The sequence below is a fragment of the Rathayibacter sp. AY1D2 genome (assembly GCF_002932695.1).
Lineage (GTDB): Bacteria > Actinomycetota > Actinomycetes > Actinomycetales > Microbacteriaceae > Rathayibacter.
In genome coordinates, this window is the sequence record NZ_PSVX01000005.1 from 49,811 (window position 1) to 66,675 (window position 16,865).

The following is a 16,865-nucleotide window of genomic DNA, read 5'->3' on the forward strand; positions in this document are numbered from 1 at the left end:
GGCGGCGCGGCGGCATCGCTTAGGGTGGTCCGCGATGTATCCACGAGTCACCGCCGTCCTCGTCGCGCGCAACGGCGCGGCCTATCTGGAACGAACCCTCGCGGCTCTGCGGGCGCAGACCCGTCAGCCCGACGCGACGGTGTTCGTCGACGGAGGCTCGAAGGACACGACCGACGAGCTCCTCGCGTCCTGGGGTCCGACGCAGCTCGTGCAGGTCGCCGAGCACCTCCCCTTCGGCCAGGCCGTGGCCCGCGCGGTCCGCGTGATGCAGCCGCCGGCCGGAGAGGACGAGTGGCTGTGGCTGCTCGCGCAGGACTCCGCCCCCGAGTCCGGCGCCCTCGCGGCGCTGCTGGGAGCCGTCGAGGTCGCCCCCTCCGTCGCGGTCGCCGGGCCCAAGATCATGGACTGGACGCGCTCCGGCTACATCCGCAGCTACGGCGAGTCGATCACCAAGCACGGCACGACCGTCCACCTCGTCGAGGACGAGCTCGACCAGGGCCAGCACGACTCCACGCCCGACGTCCTGGCCGTCGCCGCCGGCGGCATGCTCGTGCGCCACTCCCTCTGGGAGGAGCTCGGCGGCTTCGACCCCGGCCTGCCGGTCGTCGACGACGCGCTCGACTTCTCGATCCGCACCCGGCTCGCCGGGCACCGGGTCAGCCGCGTGCCGGACGCCCGCGTCACCACCGCCCGCATCGGGCTGCAGCGCCCCGACGGCCGCCGCATCGACAGCGGGGAGCGGCGCCGCGCGCGCCAGCACCGCACCGCGCAGCTGCACCGCCGGCTCGCCTACGCGCCCGTCGCGCTCCTCCTCCTGCACTGGCTCTCGCTCGTCCCCCTGGCGATCGGCCGCGCGGTCGTGCGCCTGCTGCGCAAGCAGCCCGGGCTGGTCGGAGGAGAGCTGCTCGCGGCCCTCGTCGTCGCCTTCGGGGGGACGAAGGTGCTGCGGGCCCGCACGGTGCTGCGCTCGTCGAAGAACGTGGGCTGGAAGGCCGTCGCGCCGCTGCGCATCCCGCTGGACGTGGTGCGGCAGCTGCGCTCGGTGCGCCACGACGCCGTGCGCGTGCAGGCCGGGCGGGACCGCCATCCGCTGCACTTCTTCCAGGGCGGGGGAGTGTGGGTCGTCCTCGTCGCCGCGCTCGCCGGCCTGGTGATCTACACGCCGCTCCTCGCTGCTCCCGCGCTCAGCGGTGGCGGTCTGCTGACGCTCTCGCCGACCGTCGGCGAGCTCTGGCGCAACGCGGCCTACGGCTGGCGCGACCTCGGCTCAGGGTTCATCGGCGCGGCGGACCCGTTCGCCGCCGTCCTCGCCGTGCTCGGCTCGCTGACCTTCTGGTCGCCCAGCTACTCGATGGTGCTGCTCTACCTCGTCGCGCTCCCCGCTGCCGCCCTCGGCGCCTGGCTGATGATCGCGCGGCTCACCCCGCGCGCGACCGCCCGCGCCGCCGGAGCCCTCGTCTACATCCTCGCTCCCGCCTTCTTCGCCGCGCAGGCCGACGGGCACCCCGCCCCGCTGCTGGTGCACGTGCTGCTTCCCTGGCTCTTCTTCGCCGGGTTCGGCGCGTACCGCTCCTGGTCCGCCTCCGCGAGCGCCTCGATCCTGGCTGCGGCCGTCGTCGCGTGCGCGCCGGTGCTGGCCGTGCCGCTCCTGGTGATCTGGCTCGTCGTCGTCGCCACCTCAGGGCGGCGGATCGGCCGCTTCCTCGGCCTGCCGATCCCCGCGGCCGTCCTCCTCTTCCCGCTGGTGGTCGCCCGCGCACCGCGGGGCGACTGGCTCGGCGTCCTCGCGGATCCGGGCGTCCCGCTGCCCTCCGCGCAGTCGGACCTCGTCGCGCTGCTCGCCGGCTTCCCGGCCGGTCTGCCCGACGGATGGCTCGCGTTCCTCGGCGGTCTGGGGATCGGCGCCTCCGCCGCCCCGCTGGTCACGGCCGTGCTCGTCGTGCCGCTGATCGTCGCGGCGCTGGCCGCCCTCCTCCTCCCGAACAACCTCTCGGCCCTCGGCGGCGTCGGCGTCGCGGCGGCGGGTCTCGTGACCGCCTCGCTCGCCCAGGGCGTGCAGGTCGCGACCACCGGCTCCGAGGCGGTCTCCGTCTGGAGCGGCACCGGTCTCAGCCTCTACTGGCTCGGCCTGGTGATCGGCGCGTCGCTCTCGCTCGCCGCCGTGCGCTCCGTGCGCGTGGTGCCGGCGCTCGTCGTCACGGCCGCGGCAGCAGCACTGGTCGGTCCGCTCGCGGTGGCCTTCCCGTCCGGCGCCGGCACGTCCGTGTCGACCACGTCGGACCGCTCGCTCCCTGCCTACGTGGCGGCCGAGGCCCGGAACGACCCGCGGGTGGGCACGATCGTGCTCGTCCCGCAGGCGGACGGCGGCGTCCTCGCCCGGCTGGAGCGCGGAGCGGGCGCGACCCTCGACCAGCAGTCGACCCTCGCGAACACCGGCGCCGAGAGCACGGACGCGATCGACGAGCTGGCGGGCAACCTCGTCTCGCGGACGGGCTACGACGTCCCCTCCGCGCTCGAGAGCCTCGGCGTGCGCTTCGTCGTGCTGACCGAGCCGGCCGGCACCCAGGTCGGCGACGCGGCCGCCGCCGTGCGCGCGCGGGCGGCCGTCTCCCTCGACGGCAACGCGGCGTTCTCGGCCGTCGGCGACACCCGCTACGGGCTCCTCTGGACGGCCGTCGACACCGAGGGGACCCGCACCGAGGCCGCTCCGTCCGGCGTGGTCGGGCCCTTCGGGATCGCCTACACGATCGCCCTCCTCCTCGTCTTCGTCGTCGCCCTCCTGCTGGCGGTGCCCACCGGGCTCTCGCTCGAGCGGGGCCGCTCCAGCGGCGCGGTCGCCGGGATCGACGACGAACCGGGCGAGGCCACCGGCCAGTTCGACGACGGGAACGACGATGTCTGACCCCGCCGACCAGGAGAAGCAGATGCCCGAGTCCTCCGCCCGCCGCTCCCGCGCGGAGCGCCGCGCCGATCGCGCCGCGGCCTCGACGCCCGATCGCGCACCCTCGGCCGCCCGTCGGCGCCGGACGGCCCTGCGCGGTGCGGTGGGCGCGGCCGGAGTCGTGATCGCCGCGGCCGCCGTGGTCGTGCCCCAGCTCCTCCCGTCCCCCCTGGTCTCGAGCGCCGCGGAGGGCGTCGTCGTGACGCCCGTCGCGGCCGACAGCTCGCTGGTCTGCGGCGGCGATCTGATCGACGCCGGAGAGCCGGAGCAGCTGCGTGCCCTCGACGGCGCGGCGACCGCGGTCCGGCCCGAGGGCTCCACCTCGGACCCCACGGTCCTCGACGAGGACGACGTCGCCGCACCGGGCACCGGCATCACCGGTCTGAGCGTGCCCGCGGGCTCCGACCCCGCTCCCGGCGGAGCCACCGTCCAGGGCATCGGCACGGACACCCTCTCCGGACTGTCGGCCCGCGCCTGCGCCGAGCCCTCGGCCGACAGCTGGCTCGTGGCCGGCTCGACCGACGTCGGGCGCACCTCCGTGCTGATCCTGGCGAACCCGAGCGAGGTCGCCTCCACCGTCGACCTCACGCTCTTCTCCGAGACCGGCACCGTCCAGGCCACCGGCGCCACGGGCATCGTCGTTCCGGCCGGAGCGGTCCGCGCGCTCCCGCTCGCGGGGCTCGCCCCCGGGGTCGTCCAGCCCGTCGTGCACGTGACCGCCCGGGGCGGCGAGGTCGCCGCGAGCATGCAGAGCAGCGCCATCTCCGGCCTCACCCCGGAGGGCGTCGAGACCACCGGCCCCTCCGCCGGCCCGGACACGCTCGCCGTGATCGCCGGCTTCACCGTCACGTCGCCTCCGGCCGAGACCGCGAGCGACGACGGCAGCGGCGGCGCGGGCAGCCCCGTGCTGCGCATCCTCACCCCCGGCGACGCCGACAGCACGGTCTCGGTCGAGGTCACCAACGAGGATCCGAGCGGGTCGGGCGCCTCCACCCAGGTCGTCGTCCCCGCCGGCCTCGTCGGCGAGGTCCCGCTCACGGGCCTGGCGGACGGCTCCTACCGCATCGTCCTGCGGGCCGATCAGCCGATCGTCGCGGCGGGGCGGACGACCTCGACCGGCTCGGCCGGCACGGACTTCGCCTGGTTCGCCTCCGGCACCGCGACCACGACGCCCTTCGGCGTCGCCGGCACGGGCGAGGGCGACGCGCGGCTGCACCTGGTCAACGGCAGCGACTCGACCGCCTCGGTCGAGATCGAGGCCCCGGGCGGCACCCGCACGCTCGAGCTCGGCCCGTTCGCGGCTCTCGCGACCCCGCTGGACGGCGACGGCGCGGTCGTCAGCAGCACCCAGCCCGTGCAGGCCTCGGTCTCGATCGCGCGCGACGGGCGGATCGCCTCGTACACGATCGTCCCGCCGGGACCGCTCTCCTCGCCGATCACGGTCTACTCGCACTGAGACGCGGGGCGGCGGCGCCTCGGCCGTGCCGGCGCCTCAGCGGTCCCGGCGCCTCAGAGCTGCCGGCGCCTCAGGGGTGCCGGTAGCGGTCCGGGGAGATGTCCCACGGGTCGCGGCCGAGCAGCTCCGCGACGGCGCGGAACACGTAGCTCTCGATCAGCATGCGCTGGTGCCACTCGTCGCGGCGGTGCAGCTTCGCCAGGCGCTCGATCGGCACGCGGTAGAGCGTGATGCGGCGCGCGGCGTGGTCGACGCGCCACCGCGCGATGCCCGTGCCCTGCAGCCGGTCGGGGTCGACGTCGGGAGTCGCCGCGACGTCGACGCGGATGCCGGCGAGCTCCTCCGGCCAGGTGCCGCGGAGGTAGTCGAAGGCCGAGCCGATCGTCGCCTCGAAGAAGTCGGAGCGGGTCTGCAGCAGGGGGAGGTGCGGACCGGTGATCGGCCCTCGTGCGCCGCGGCCGTGCCGGTCGCGGGAGCCTCCGCGCGACCCGCTCGTCGGGCGAGCGGCGGAACGACGAGCACGGGGCATGGCTCCAGCCTATTGCTACTGTGGGCGGCGATGACCGGACGGCACTGCTCGCGGACGGGCTGCCGTGCGCAGGCCGTCGTCACGCTGACCTACGACTACCGCGACTCGCTGGTGGCGGTCGGGCCGCTGAGTCCTGCGCCGGATCCGCACGGCTACGACCTCTGCGCCGAGCACGACCGGCGGCTCCTCGTCCCGCGCGGCTGGGAGACCGTCCGCTACGGCGCGGGGCCCGCCTAGGCCGCTGCCGCGCGCGTCAGGGCCGCTCGGGGAAGCCGCGCGGCGTGCTCGAGAGCACGGGGGCCAGCCGCTCGAGGCGCTGGTCGGACAGGAGCAGGGCGCGCTCCTCCCGCGCCCGGCGGAGTGCGGCCACGGCGAGGAGGAAGTCCTCCGCGGGCGCGGCGGGCAGCGGGGAGACGTGGACCGCGGTCTCGTCGGCCAGCGCGGCGGCGAGCTGCGAGCGCGACGGCTCCGTCATGCCGTGGCGCTGACGGAGGAACTGCGCCAGTCGGCGCGCCAGGGCGTCGGGGAGGCGCGCGGTGTCCGCCGTGACGGCCCAGCCCCGCAGCGGCTCCGGGATCTCGACGACCAGCGGCTCCGCGCGGGGAACGCGCTCGAGCTGGCTGTGCGTGCCCGCGAGGACGTCGCCGAGACGGCGCGATCGGCGCGAGAGGAGGCCGACGACCGCGGCGAGCCCGCCGAAGGTCATCAGGATCTCGAGGACGCCGGTGAGGCCGCGCACGAGGGCGTGCCGGAAGCCGATGGAACCGCCGTCGTCGCGGACGACGCGAGCGCCGACGGTGAGCTTCCCGAGCGAGCGGCCGCGACTGGCCGTCTCGACGGTGACCGGCACGATCACCACGGCGATGACGAGGGCCGCGATCGCCACGGCGGCCGAGGCGGCGGGGTCCAGGCCGCCGTCCCCGGAGAGGGAGGAGACCAGCAGGAACAGGCCCAGCGCGAGCAGGAGCTCCGCGATCAGGTCGATGATCGCGCCGACCGCGCGGAGCACGAAGGAGGTGACGGGCACCTCGAGCGCGATCGCCTCGCCGGTGATCAGGTCGGCGTCGTCGAACTCGGTGCGCTGCTCCTCCACGGTGCTCCTCCCGGATGCTCGGCCTCGGCGGCGTGCCTGGCTATCCTGTCAGGAGATGGACATCGACGCTCTCTCGGCCGCCCGCACTGCGCAGTGGACCCGCCTCGACGAGCTCTCGCGCAGGCGCCGCCTGACCGGAGCCGAGGCGGACGAGCTGATCGAGCGCTACCAGGCGGCATCCGCGGACCTCGCCACGATCTCCTCCACCGCCGGATCGACGGCCGTCGGCACGCGGCTCGCCGTCTCGCTCTCGCGGGCTCGGGGACGCCTGACCGGCACGCGAGACGAGCCGCTCGCCGCGGTCTCCCGCTTCGTCGTCCTCTCGCTCCCGGCCGCTCTGCACCGGCTGCGCTGGCTGACGCTCGCCGTCGCCCTCGCGACCGCGGTGGTGGCGACGCTCTACGCGCTCTGGATCCTCGGCGACCCGCGCCTGCTCGCCGCGCTGGGCGACGACGAGGAGCTGCGGCGCTTCGCCCGGGGCGACTTCATCGACTACTACTCCGAGAACCCCGCCGCCTCGTTCGCCGGGCAGGTCTGGACCAACAACGCCTGGATTGCGGCGCAGTGCGTGGCCTTCGGGATCGTCGGCGTCTACGTGCCGTACATCCTGCTGCAGAACGCGCAGAACCTCGGCACGTCGATCGCGGTGATGTTCCATGTGGGGGAGGGCGACACGTTCTTCCTCTACATCGCGCCGCACGGACAGCTCGAGCTGACGGCCGTGTTCGTCGCCGCGGCCGCGGGCCTGCGGATCTTCTGGGCCTGGATCGCTCCCGGCGCGCGCACCCGCGGCCAGGCGCTCGCCGAGGACGCGCGGAGCCTGTTCACGGTGGCGATCGGCCTGGTCTTCGTGCTGCTCGTCTCGGGCGTGATCGAGGGGTTCGTCACTCCGGCGCCCTGGCCCTGGTGGCTCAAGATCGGGATCGGGGCGCTCGCCCTCGGCGCGTTCCTCTTCTACATGATCGTCGTCGGCGGGCGCGCGGTGCGGGCGGGGGAGACGGGCGACCTCGACCGGTTCGAGGCGGGGTCGCGCAGCATCGCGGCCGGCTGAGCCGAGCCGGACGAGCACGGCCGTCGAGTCGCGCTCCCGGGAGCGGCGACGGCCCCTCTCGCAGGTCAGAGCCGTCCGGTCGCCTTGAGGGCGAGGTAGCGGTCCGCGAGCGCCGGCGGGAGAGCGGAGGGGCTGCCGAGCACGACGTCCCCGCCGAGACGGCGGACGGCGGCCGAGAGCCGGTCGACGTCCGCGAGCGAGCGCTCGGCGGCGGCGGCGGAGTAGACCGCGGCCCGGTCGCTCCGGTCCTCCGCCATCCGCTGCAGCTCGGGGTCGAGTGCGCAGGCGACCACGACCGTGTGCACGCGAGTGAGCTGCGGTAGCACCGCGAGGAGCCCCTCCGCCGAGCCGACCGAGTCGAGCGCTGTGAGCAGGACCACCAGCGAGCGCTGGGAGGCCAGGGTGCGCACCTGCGCGGGGACCGCCGCCCAGTCGGTCTCGATGAGCTGGGGCTGCACGGGGGCGAGGGCGTCCACGACGCGGGTCAGCACTTCCGTGCCGGTGGCGCCGTGCACGCGGGCTCGCCGGGTGCGGTCGAACGCGAGCACGTCGACCCGGTCACCGGCCGAGGCCGCGAGGGCCGCCAGAAGGAGTGATGCCTCGATCGCCGTGTCCAGGCGCGGCTCGTCCTCGATCCGAGCGGCGGACGTGCGGCCCGTGTCGAGAACGACGATCACGCGCCGGTCGCGCTCCGGGCGCCAGGTGCGGACGACCGGCTCCCGGCGCCGCGCGGTCGCCCGCCAGTCGAGCGAGCGGACGTCGTCGCCGCGGACGTACTCGCGCAGGCTGTCGAACTCCGTTCCCTGCCCGCGGATCATCACGCTGGTCCGCCCCTCCAGCTCGCGCAGCCGCGCCAGGCGCGAGGGCAGGTGGCGACGGGAGCGGAAGGCGGGCAGCACCCGGACGACGGCCGGCGCGGCCCGCGTCGCCTGGCGGCCGGCCAGCCCGAGCGGCCCGCGGGAGCGGATGGTGACGTGGAGTGCCCGGCGCTCGCCGCGGCGGAGCGGCTCCAGGACCGTGGTCACCGCGCGGCGCTCGCCCGGAGGCAGACGCAGGGGCGACCGGGTCTCGAGGGCGCCGGCCGAGGGCTCCCAGGCGTCGCGGAGGACCCCCGTGATCCTCCTGCGGCCGGTGCTCGTGACCAGGAGGGTCGCCTCGGCCCGCTCGCCGAGCCGCACCCGGTCCGGCACCCGCCGCTCGAGCACGACGGCCCGGGGCGAGCCCGCGACCGCGACGTCGATCCCGACGAGGACCGCCCAGGCCAGGAGCCAGAGGCCGAGCACGGCGAAGGCGACCTCGGGGCGGCCGCCCAGGAGGACGACCGGCACCAGGCCGACGAGGAGGACGAGGACGCTGCGTCCGGTGAGGTGCACGGCTCAGACCGGGACGCGGACCTGCTGCAGGATCCCGCCCAGGACGGCCTCGGTGCGGACGCCCTCGAGCTCCGCCTCCGGCTCCAGCTGGATGCGGTGGCGCAGCACGGGCAGGACCATCGCCTGCACGTGGTCGGGGGTGATCGAGCCGTAGCCGTTGAGCCAGGCCCAGGCGCGGGACGCCGCGAGCAGGGCGGTCGAGCCGCGGGGGCTGGTGCCGAGCTTGACGCTCGGGCTCTCGCGGGTGGCTCGGGCGAGGTCGACGATGTAGCCGAGGACGTCGGGGCCGGCTCCGACGCGCCGGGCCGACGCCTGGGCGGCGCGCAGACGAGCGGCGTCGAGCACGGGGCGCACGCCCGCGGCGTCGAGATCGCGCGGGTCGAAGCCGGCGGCGTGGCGCGAGAGCACCTCCACCTCGACGTCGCGCGGCGGGATGTCGAGCACGAGCTTGAGCAGGAACCGGTCCAGCTGGGCCTCCGGGAGCACGTAGGTCCCCTCGTACTCCACCGGGTTCTGGGTGGCGGCGACGAGGAACGGGTCCGGCAGAGGCAGGGTGCGCCCGTCGACGCTGACCTGGCGCTCCTCCATCGCCTCGAGCAGCGCGGCCTGGGTCTTCGGCGGCGTGCGGTTGATCTCGTCCGCCAGCAGGAGGTTCGTGAAGACCGGGCCCTCGCGGAAGGCGAAGCCGGAGGTGGAGGCGTCGTAGACGAGGGAGCCGGTGATGTCGCCGGGCATCAGGTCCGGCGTGAACTGCACCCGGCGGGTGTCGAGGCCGAGCGAGACGGACAGGGCGCGCACGAGCAGCGTCTTCGCGACTCCGGGGACGCCCTCGAGCAGGACGTGGCCGCCCGCGAGGAGGGCGATCAGGAGCCCGGAGACGGCGCCGTCCTGGCCGACGACCGCGCGGCCGACCTCGGAGCGGACCCGGTCGAGCTCGGCGCGCAGGTCGTCGTCGGAGACCGGCGCTCCGTCGCGGGCGGAGGGGGTGGTGTCGCTCATCGGGAGGGGCCTTCCGGTCGTCGGGCGGTCGTCGGGGAGAGGGCGGCGCGGAGCGCGCTCTCGAAGCGGAGGAGCTCGTCGGAGGCGGCGACGAGGGCGGCGTCGTCGCCCGGCAGGTCGTCGACGAGCAGACGGCGCAGCGCGGCCTGATCGCGGCCGAGGCGCTCGGCGGCGACGGCGACGATCTCGTCGACCCCGGTCGCCGGAGCGAGTCCCAGGAGCGCGGCCGTCCGCCGGAGGGTGCCGATGCGCAGTGCGTCGAGGGCGCGGGGCCGCAGGGCTCCGCGCGCGTAGAGCCGCGCGCGGCCGCGGGCCGTCTCGCTCGCATGCACGACGACCGGCAGCGGCTCGACCGCGAGCGGGCCGAGCCGGCGGCCGCGCCATACGGCGGAGGCGACGAACACGGCCACCAGCAGCAGGAGAGCCGGAGTCACCCAGCCGGGGGCGAGGTCGGCGGGTGCAGGGGTGGTGCTCGCCGAGTCGGCGGCTCCGGCGCGGTACCAGACCAGCCGGTCCTCACCGCCGAGCAGTCCGAGTGCGAGAGCGGCGCGGCCGTCCTGGCCGATGGTGCCGTTGCGGAGGAGGTCGGCGTCGCCGATCGCGGTGACGTCGGCGCCCTGCGGGAACCCTGTGCTCACGAGCAGGAAGCCGTCGTCGCCCGAGGGGAAGCAGCCGACCGCGTCGCCGTCGTCGAGGATCCGGTACGTGCTCCCTCCGGCGGGGAGCGTCCCGGCGCGCTCGGCCGCCGGGAGCGGGCACTCGGCGCGGAAGGGGCCGTCGCCGGCCGGGGAGCCGGCGAAGCGGACGTCCGGCAGCAGGGCGTCGAGCGCGGCTCCTCCCGGGGTCACCAGGACGAGCGAGGCCGAGGCGCGGGCGAGCCGGCGGTACTGGGCCTCGTCGAGGGCCACGTCCGGGTCGTCGACGAGCAGTGTCGCGTCCGGGGAGGAGGCGGCGAGAGCGGAGTCCAGGTCGTCGGCGCGGACGACCTCGACGCCCTGATCGCGCAGCACCTGGGCGAGCGCGCGGGCGCCGTCCGGGGTCGCGCTGTCGACGTCGAGGTCCGGGGCGGCCACCCGGGTCCCGGTCGCGACGGTGAGCAGCAGAGTGCCGACCGCGACGATCACGAGCAGGAGCACCCACACCCGTCCGCGGCGCAGCAGCGCGCCGAGGGTCGGGCTGGAGACCGTGTCGGCGCTCACCGGGGCGCCGCCAGGGCGTCCAGGACCGGCGAGGCCGCGGCGAGCTCGCGGTCCAGAGCCGCGACCCGCTCGTACTCGGCCGGGCCGCAGGGCTGCCCGAGGTAGCGCACGCGGTCGAAGTCGTCGGCCGTGCGGCGCAGCGCGGCGGCGGAGGAGGGGAAGGCCGCAGAGGCGCGCGACGCCAGGCCGAGCGCGGTCGTGCCGGGCGAGACCCGCAGGACGGTCCGCTCGTCGAGGGAGCGCACCAGGGCGCGGAAGCGCTCGACGAGCGCCTCGTCCCAGTCCCCGCGGGCGGCCGCGGCCTCGGCGAGCGAGCGGAGGATCGCGGCCGAGCGGGTGTCGTCGTCGGCGAGCACCGCTCCCGTGACGGTGCTGCGGCGACCGGCGCGGGGCCGTCCCGCGATGACGAGCGCGGCGACCACGAGCGCCACCAGCACCAGCACGCCGATCACGGCGGCGATCGGCACCGGCGGGCCGTCGCCCTGCAGCGTGAGGGAGGCGAACCAGTCGCGCACCGCCTGCACCACCCGGTCGAAGAGGGTCGGCTCGGCCGCCCGGTAGCGCGGGTCGGCGAGCTCCTCGAGGAGGAGTCGGCGCGCCTGCTCCGCGTCGGGCTCGAGAGGGGCCGCGGCGAGGATCACGGGCGCTCCGGCACGGGGAAGGGATCGGGGGAGGGGCGGCCCGCCGCGCGCTCCTCGACGTGGCGCATCAGCACCAGGTCGAAGCCCTCGCGGCGCATCCGTCGGTCGAGGTAGACCAGGCCCGTCACGGCCGACTGGAGCACGGTGCCGACGGCGCCGATCACGAAGCCCACGGCGACGGAGGCGATCGTCACCACGAGCGAGGTGACGAGCTGCGCGTCCGGGTCGGTCGGGGCGATCAGGGCGCCGGCGATCGGGATGAGCAGGCTGAACGGCGTGGCCACGATCTGGCCGGCGACCTGGATGATCACGGTCATCAGCGCGAGCGCGCCGAAGGTGCGCCAGAAGCCGCCCGCCACCAGCCGCCAGGAGCGCGCCACCGCACGGCGCAACGGCAGCCGCTCGACGACGATCAGGCTCGGAACCAGGGCGAGCTTCGTCGACAGCCAGACCCCCAGCGCGAGGGCGACCAGGCCGGAGCCGACGAGTACCAGGATCCCGCCGACGATCGCGCTCGACGTCCCGTCCATCGCTCCGATGACGAACAGCGGCACGGCGAGCGCCACGGCGAGGAGCACCAGGAGGAGGTAGCCGACGCCCTGCAGGACCGTCCAGCCGATCAGCGCCCAGAAGCGGCCCCGCAGCCGGGCGAGCAGCTGTCGGAACGTCGCCCGCTCGCCGAGGACGCCGCGGGTGACCTCGAGCACGACCACGCCCTGCACGAGGGCACCGCTGGCGAGCGAGACGGCGAGGGGGATGAGGGCGGCCAGGACCACGACCGCGAGGGAGCCCGCGCCGACGGCGTCGCGGTCGGCGGACTCCGCCTGCGCGATGCGCCCGACGGCGAGCACCGCGATCAAGCCGTAGACCGCCAGGGCGAGCACCGACCCGAGGCCCTGCACCAGCAGGGCGACGCCCAGGGTCGTGCGGGGGCTGCGGCGGAGGACCTGGAACGGGGCGCCGAGCAGGGTGCCGAAGCCGAGCGGGCGCAGCGGCACGAGACCGGGCTTGGGCGGGGGAGTCCAGCCGGGCGCTGGGCGTCCGGGCGACCAGGGGCCGGCGCCGGCGGGCGACCAGGAGCCCCCGGCGGGACCGGGTGGTACGGGGCCTGCGCTCGGCGGCGCGGGCGACCAGGCCGGGGCGACGGGAGCGGGCAGCGGCCTGCGCCGGTCCCCGTCCTGCGCCGGGACGGCCGCGTCGTCCGGACGCCCTGCGGGCGGGGGCCACTGAGCTGCGTCGGTCATCCCCTCCATGCTGTCACAGGCGTGCGGGCGGGGTCCTCCCCCGAGCGGACCCCCTTCGCCCGCAGAGCCCGCTCCCCGCCCACGGAGAGGTGCGTCGGTTAGCCTGGGTCGGGTCACCGTGCGCGCCGTGGGCGGGCGCGACCCGAGACGAGGAAGAGCAGACCGATGAGCGCGCGCATTCTGGTGGTCGACGACGACGCCGCCCTGGCCGAGATGATCGGCATCGTCCTGCGCGCCGACGGGTACGACGTCTCCTTCTGCGCGGACGGCTCAGGCGCCCTCGAGGCCTTCCGGCGGGCCCGGCCGGACCTGGTCCTGCTCGACCTGATGCTGCCCGGGATCGACGGGATCGAGGTGTGCCGCGCGATCCGCGCCGAGTCCGGCGTCCCCGTCATCATGCTGACGGCCAAGTCCGACACCTCCGACGTCGTGCAGGGCCTCGAGTCCGGCGCCGACGACTACATGGTCAAGCCGTTCGACCCCAAGGAGCTCGTCGCGCGGATCAGGACGCGCCTGCGTCCCGCCACCGCCGCCGCGAACGCGGTGCTGCAGGTCGGGGACCTGAGCCTCGACGTCGCCGGCCACGAGGTCCGCCGCGGCGAGACGCGCATCGGCCTGACCCCGCTCGAGTTCGACCTCCTCCTCGCCCTCGCCTCCAAGCCCCAGCAGGTCTTCACCCGCGAGATGCTGCTCGAGCAGGTCTGGGGCTACCACTACAAGGCCGACACCCGCCTCGTGAACGTGCACGTCCAGCGCCTGCGCGCCAAGGTCGAGAAGGACCCGGACGACCCCCGCATCGTGATGACCGTGCGCGGCGTCGGCTACCGCGCCGGCGCCGTCCTCCCGGGCTGACCGTGCCCCGCCTCGCCGCTCCCGACGTGCGCCGGTGGCCCCGCCGCGTGCTCGGGGTGTGGCGCACGTCGCTGCAGTTCCGCGCGGTCGCGATCACGGTCCTGCTCAGCGGCATCGCCATCGGCTCGACCGGCGTCTACCTCTCGTACAGCATCAGCGACAACCTGTTCCAGTCACGGCTGACGCAGGTCACGGGCGACACGTCGCGCGCGACCCGGGCCGCGCAGGGATACCTCGACGCCGCCACCGTCTCCACCCGCCAGGACATGGAGGAGGTGATGAGCTCGGTGCGCACCGCCGTCCGGGACGCCTCCTCCTCCGCGCTGATCGCCGTCGTGCGCTCGCCCGACCAGGAGGCGTCCTCGCTGGCGCCTCAGGACATCTACAACCGCGAGCTGCAGAACGGCGTGATCAGCGACGCGCTGCGCGAGCGGGTGCAGGCGGGCTCCGACGGGCAGTACTGGCAGTCGGTGACGCTCGACGCCTCCGGTCAGCAGCAGCCCGGCATCCTCGTCGGCTCGACCCTCGAGCTGCCGAGCTCGGCCGGGCGCTACGAGCTGTACATCGGCTACTCCCTCGCGGACGCGGAGCGCACGCTCCAGTTCGTGCAGCAGGTGCTCAACGTGGCGGGGATCCTGCTCATCCTGCTGATCGGAGCGGTCAGCTGGGTCGTCGTGCGGATCGTCGTCGCCCCGGTCCGGGTCGCGGCCGAGACGAGCCAGCGCCTCGCCGCCGGCGACTTCGACGTGCGGATACCCGAGCGGGGCCAGGACGTGATCGCGACACTCGCCCGGTCCTTCAACGGCATGGCCGACAGCCTGCAGGACCGGATCAGCGAGCTCGCGACGCTCAGCCAGGTCCAGCAGCGCTTCGTCTCGGACGTCTCGCACGAGCTCCGGACTCCGCTGACGACGATGAAGCTGGCCGGGGACGTGCTGTACGACCAGCGCGAGGACTTCGCCCCGGTCGCCGAGCGCACGGTCGAGCTGCTGCACAGCCAGATCGACCGCTTCGAGAGCCTCCTCGCCGACCTGCTCGAGATCTCCCGCCACGACGCGGGATCGGCCGAGCTCGAGCTCGAGCCGGTCAACCTGGTGAAGCTGGCCGGCGACGAGATCGAGGCGATGCGGGGGATCGCGGAGGCGAACGGCTCCCGGCTCACTCTCTCCGCCCCGGGCGGCTACTTCGACGCCGACCTCGATCCGCGCCGCATCCGCCGGATCGTCCGCAACCTGCTGGGCAACGCGATCGAGCACGGCGACGGCCGCGAGGTCGTCGTCACCGTGGACAGCAACGCCAGCGCGGTCGCCCTCGCCGTGCGCGACTACGGGCACGGCATGAGCAGCGAGGAGGTGGTGCGCGTCTTCGACCGCTTCTGGCGCGCCGATCCGTCCCGCCGCCGCACGCTCGGCGGCACCGGCCTCGGCCTCTCCATCGCGCAGGAGGACACCGCCCTGCACCACGGCTGGCTGCAGGTCTGGTCCGTGCCCGATCGCGGCGCCTGCTTCCGCCTGACCGTGCCCCGGCACCGCGGCGAGCGGATCGAGGCCTCGCCGCTCCCGCTGCCCCCGGTCGACGCGGGCGAGCAGGCCTACAGCGGCCCGATCGTCCTCCCGCCGCTGCAGGCTCCTCCGGTCGGGGCCGCGGGGGTCCTCCCGTGAGGCGCGGCGTCCTCCGCGCCGCCGCGGCCGCCACGCTGCTCGCGCTCGGGCTGGCCGGGTGCGCCGGCATCCCGCGGGACGGCGACGTCGGAGTCGGACGGCCCGACACCGCGCCGCAGGACCTCCAATACGACTTCCTCCCGTCGGGACCCGCCGTCGGTGCGTCGCAGCGCGACATCCTGACCGGCTTCATCGACGCCGCGTCGAGCCCGCAGAACAACTACAAGATCGCCCGCGAGTTCCTCTCCACCGGAGCCGACTGGACGCCGGGCGAGCACGTGACGGTCGACGAGGGCCAGCGCTCCGCCTCGCCGCAGTCGGGATCCACGCTCTCGCTGACGATCACGCCCGTCGCCGAGGTCGACGCGACGGGCGTCTACACCGACGTCGCCACCACGGCCGGCCTGACCCTCGACTACGGCTTCGTCCAGGAGAACGGCGAGTGGCGCATCAGCGCGCCGCCGAGCGGCGTGGTGATCGACCGCACCACCTTCGAGCAGGTCTTCTCGACGCACGCGCTCTACTTCTTCGACCCCGGATACCAGTACCTCGTGCCGGACCTGCGCTGGTTCGCCTCGCGCGCCGACAGCTCCACCAGCACCACGATCGTCACCGAGCTGCTGCGCGGCCCCACGCCGTGGCTGCGGGACTCCGCCGCCGTCGTGTCGGCCTTCCCGACCGGGACGACGCTGGCGGCCGAGACCGTCCCGGTCGAGTCGCAGCGCGCCGTGGTCGACCTGAACCCGGCCGCTCTCGAGGCCGATCCGGCGCAGTGGCGGCTGATGGCGCTGCAGCTGAACCGGAGCCTCGCGAACGTCTCGAACGTCACCGGAGTCGCGCTCTCCGTCGAGCAGAACCCGATCGACGTCCCCTCCGAGGTCACCGGGCTGCCGACCTCGCCCCGCGTCGACACCCGGCCGCTCGTGCTGACCGACGACGCTTTCGGATTCCTCGGCTCCTCCGGGCTGGCCGGCCTCGGGATCTCGGATCGGATCGAGGCGCTGCAGCCGCGGGCCGCGGTCCTCGGCGAGCAGCGCGGGGCCGACTCGGACGCATCGGCCGCCGTGCTCACCGCCGCGGGCGTGAGCCTCGTGGAGCCCGACGGTGCCGACGTCCTCCTCGACGCGCGGTCGGGCCTCGTCGCGCCGTCCATCGATCCGCTCGGGTACGTCTGGTCGGTGCCGTCGGCCTCGCCCGGGCAGCTGGTGGCGTACTCCGCGGACGGCTCGCGCTCGATGCAGGTCGCGACGGCCTGGAGCGAGGTCGAGTCGCTCGCCTCGATCGCCGTGTCGCGCGACGGCACCCGGATGCTGGCGCTCGCCCAGGACGGGCAGCAGGCGACGGTGCTGGTGGCCGGCATCACCCGCTCCCGGGACGGCGACCCGGTGGCGGTCGGCGAGCCGGTCGTCCTCCGCTCGACTCTGGGGACCGCGGTCGCCGCGGCCTGGACGGACGAGCTCGATGTGGTGTCGGTCGTCCGCGGCTCGACGGGAGAGGACGCCGTCACGATGAACCTGCTCGGCGGAGGCGCCACGGCGCTCGGCACGACGACGGGCACGGTCCAGATCGCCGCGGGCAACACCTCGACCCAGATCCGCATCCTCGCCGAGGGCGGGGAGCTCCGGCAGCAGCGGGGCTCGGCCTGGCAGACGACCGCGACGGACATCCGGCTGCTCGCGGCGCAGACCGGCATGGGGTCCTGACCGGTCCTGTCGGCGGCGACGAGCCCTTCCGACGGCGGCGCGCTCCGGATGCTCCTCCCCAGGCGCGTCGGGCAGGCGGATCGTCCCGATCCGACGGATCCACCCACCGCGCCGCGGCCCGGA

At 75.3% G+C, this 16,865-nt stretch carries 14 protein-coding genes; 7 read left to right on the forward strand and 7 right to left on the reverse strand.

What is annotated here, in order from left to right; translation table 11 throughout:
- The first annotated feature begins 34 nt into the window (after nt 1-34).
- Both C5D04_RS02180 and C5D04_RS02185 read left to right on the forward strand, forming a co-directional pair.
- A complete protein-coding gene (locus C5D04_RS02180) occupies nt 35-2,902 on the forward strand; it encodes a glycosyltransferase family 2 protein (RefSeq protein ID WP_104347155.1) in 2,868 nt (955 codons plus the stop codon).
- A complete protein-coding gene (locus C5D04_RS02185; protein WP_146078918.1) occupies nt 2,895-4,397 on the forward strand; it encodes a DUF5719 family protein in 1,503 nt (500 codons plus the stop codon). Before C5D04_RS02180 ends, C5D04_RS02185 begins: the two co-directional genes overlap by 8 nt.
- Nucleotides 4,398-4,467: 70 nt before the next feature.
- On the opposite strand, the gene C5D04_RS02190 is transcribed toward C5D04_RS02185, so the two are convergent.
- Nucleotides 4,468-4,926 carry a metallopeptidase family protein gene (locus C5D04_RS02190; protein ID WP_104224142.1) on the reverse strand — a complete coding sequence of 153 codons (459 nt, stop codon included), beginning with the start codon at nt 4,924-4,926 and terminating at the stop codon, nt 4,468-4,470.
- A 30-nt stretch (nt 4,927-4,956) separates the two neighbouring features.
- On the opposite strand from C5D04_RS02190, the gene C5D04_RS02195 reads away from it, so the two are divergent.
- Complete coding sequence (locus tag C5D04_RS02195; protein WP_104224141.1) at nt 4,957-5,163, forward strand: DUF3499 family protein; 207 nt, start codon at nt 4,957-4,959, stop codon at nt 5,161-5,163.
- Nucleotides 5,164-5,179: 16 nt separating this feature from the next.
- Here C5D04_RS02195 and C5D04_RS02200 read toward each other — a convergent pair whose 3' ends face one another.
- Entirely contained in the window at nt 5,180-6,019 is an 840-nt protein-coding gene (locus C5D04_RS02200; RefSeq protein ID WP_244230605.1) for an RDD family protein, read from the reverse strand.
- Nucleotides 6,020-6,074: 55 nt separating this feature from the next.
- Between C5D04_RS02200 and C5D04_RS02205 the strand changes: the two genes are divergently transcribed.
- Complete coding sequence (locus C5D04_RS02205) at nt 6,075-7,070, forward strand: stage II sporulation protein M (protein ID WP_104224139.1); 996 nt, start codon at nt 6,075-6,077, stop codon at nt 7,068-7,070.
- Nucleotides 7,071-7,135: 65 nt separating this feature from the next.
- Here C5D04_RS02205 and C5D04_RS02210 read toward each other — a convergent pair whose 3' ends face one another.
- From C5D04_RS02210 to C5D04_RS02230, 5 genes are read right to left on the reverse strand one after another with little or no spacing between them, the layout of a single operon-like run.
- Complete coding sequence (locus C5D04_RS02210) at nt 7,136-8,443, reverse strand: DUF58 domain-containing protein (RefSeq protein ID WP_104347156.1); 1,308 nt, start codon at nt 8,441-8,443, stop codon at nt 7,136-7,138.
- Between the two features lie 3 nt (nt 8,444-8,446).
- Nucleotides 8,447-9,442 (reverse strand): MoxR family ATPase, encoded by a 996-nt coding sequence (locus C5D04_RS02215; RefSeq protein WP_104224137.1) that lies wholly within the window; start codon nt 9,440-9,442, stop codon nt 8,447-8,449.
- The gene (locus C5D04_RS02220) at nt 9,439-10,641 is read right to left on the reverse strand and encodes a DUF4350 domain-containing protein (protein WP_104225485.1); all 1,203 of its coding nucleotides are present in this window, start codon (nt 10,639-10,641) and stop codon (nt 9,439-9,441) included. Before C5D04_RS02220 ends, C5D04_RS02215 begins: the two co-directional genes overlap by 4 nt.
- Nucleotides 10,638-11,282, reverse strand: coding sequence for a DUF4129 domain-containing protein (locus C5D04_RS02225; RefSeq protein WP_104232800.1), 645 nt, complete (start codon nt 11,280-11,282; stop codon nt 10,638-10,640). The genes C5D04_RS02220 and C5D04_RS02225 overlap by 4 nt, the downstream gene beginning before the upstream one ends.
- The gene (locus tag C5D04_RS02230; RefSeq protein WP_146078410.1) at nt 11,279-12,526 is read right to left on the reverse strand and encodes a hypothetical protein; all 1,248 of its coding nucleotides are present in this window, start codon (nt 12,524-12,526) and stop codon (nt 11,279-11,281) included. Before C5D04_RS02230 ends, C5D04_RS02225 begins: the two co-directional genes overlap by 4 nt.
- Nucleotides 12,527-12,691: 165 nt before the next feature.
- Between C5D04_RS02230 and mtrA the strand changes: the two genes are divergently transcribed.
- Genes mtrA through C5D04_RS18100 form a run of 3 tightly spaced genes read left to right on the forward strand, consistent with a single transcriptional unit; the run spans nt 12,692 to nt 16,742 of the window.
- Nucleotides 12,692-13,378, forward strand: a complete 687-nt coding sequence (gene mtrA, locus C5D04_RS02235) for an MtrAB system response regulator MtrA (RefSeq protein ID WP_104224133.1) — start codon at nt 12,692-12,694, stop codon at nt 13,376-13,378.
- A 2-nt stretch (nt 13,379-13,380) separates the two neighbouring features.
- Nucleotides 13,381-15,039 carry an MtrAB system histidine kinase MtrB gene (mtrB, locus tag C5D04_RS02240; protein ID WP_244229464.1) on the forward strand — a complete coding sequence of 553 codons (1,659 nt, stop codon included), beginning with the start codon at nt 13,381-13,383 and terminating at the stop codon, nt 15,037-15,039.
- A complete protein-coding gene (locus C5D04_RS18100; RefSeq protein WP_104347157.1) occupies nt 15,036-16,742 on the forward strand; it encodes an LpqB family beta-propeller domain-containing protein in 1,707 nt (568 codons plus the stop codon). Before mtrB ends, C5D04_RS18100 begins: the two co-directional genes overlap by 4 nt.
- Nucleotides 16,743-16,865: the final 123 nt, after the last annotated feature.

Coding starts and splice junctions, on each gene's coding strand:
- C5D04_RS02180 (WP_104347155.1), top strand. CDS start 35: ATGTATCCACGAGTCACCGCCGTCCTCGTCGCGCGCAACGGCGCGGCC.
- C5D04_RS02185 (WP_146078918.1), top strand. CDS start 2,895: ATGTCTGACCCCGCCGACCAGGAGAAGCAGATGCCCGAGTCCTCCGCC.
- C5D04_RS02190 (WP_104224142.1), bottom strand. CDS start 4,926: ATGCCCCGTGCTCGTCGTTCCGCCGCTCGCCCGACGAGCGGGTCGCGC.
- C5D04_RS02195 (WP_104224141.1), top strand. CDS start 4,957: ATGACCGGACGGCACTGCTCGCGGACGGGCTGCCGTGCGCAGGCCGTC.
- C5D04_RS02205 (WP_104224139.1), top strand. CDS start 6,075: ATGGACATCGACGCTCTCTCGGCCGCCCGCACTGCGCAGTGGACCCGC.
- C5D04_RS02215 (WP_104224137.1), bottom strand. CDS start 9,442: ATGAGCGACACCACCCCCTCCGCCCGCGACGGAGCGCCGGTCTCCGAC.
- C5D04_RS02230 (WP_146078410.1), bottom strand. CDS start 12,526: ATGACCGACGCAGCTCAGTGGCCCCCGCCCGCAGGGCGTCCGGACGAC.
- mtrA (WP_104224133.1), top strand. CDS start 12,692: ATGAGCGCGCGCATTCTGGTGGTCGACGACGACGCCGCCCTGGCCGAG.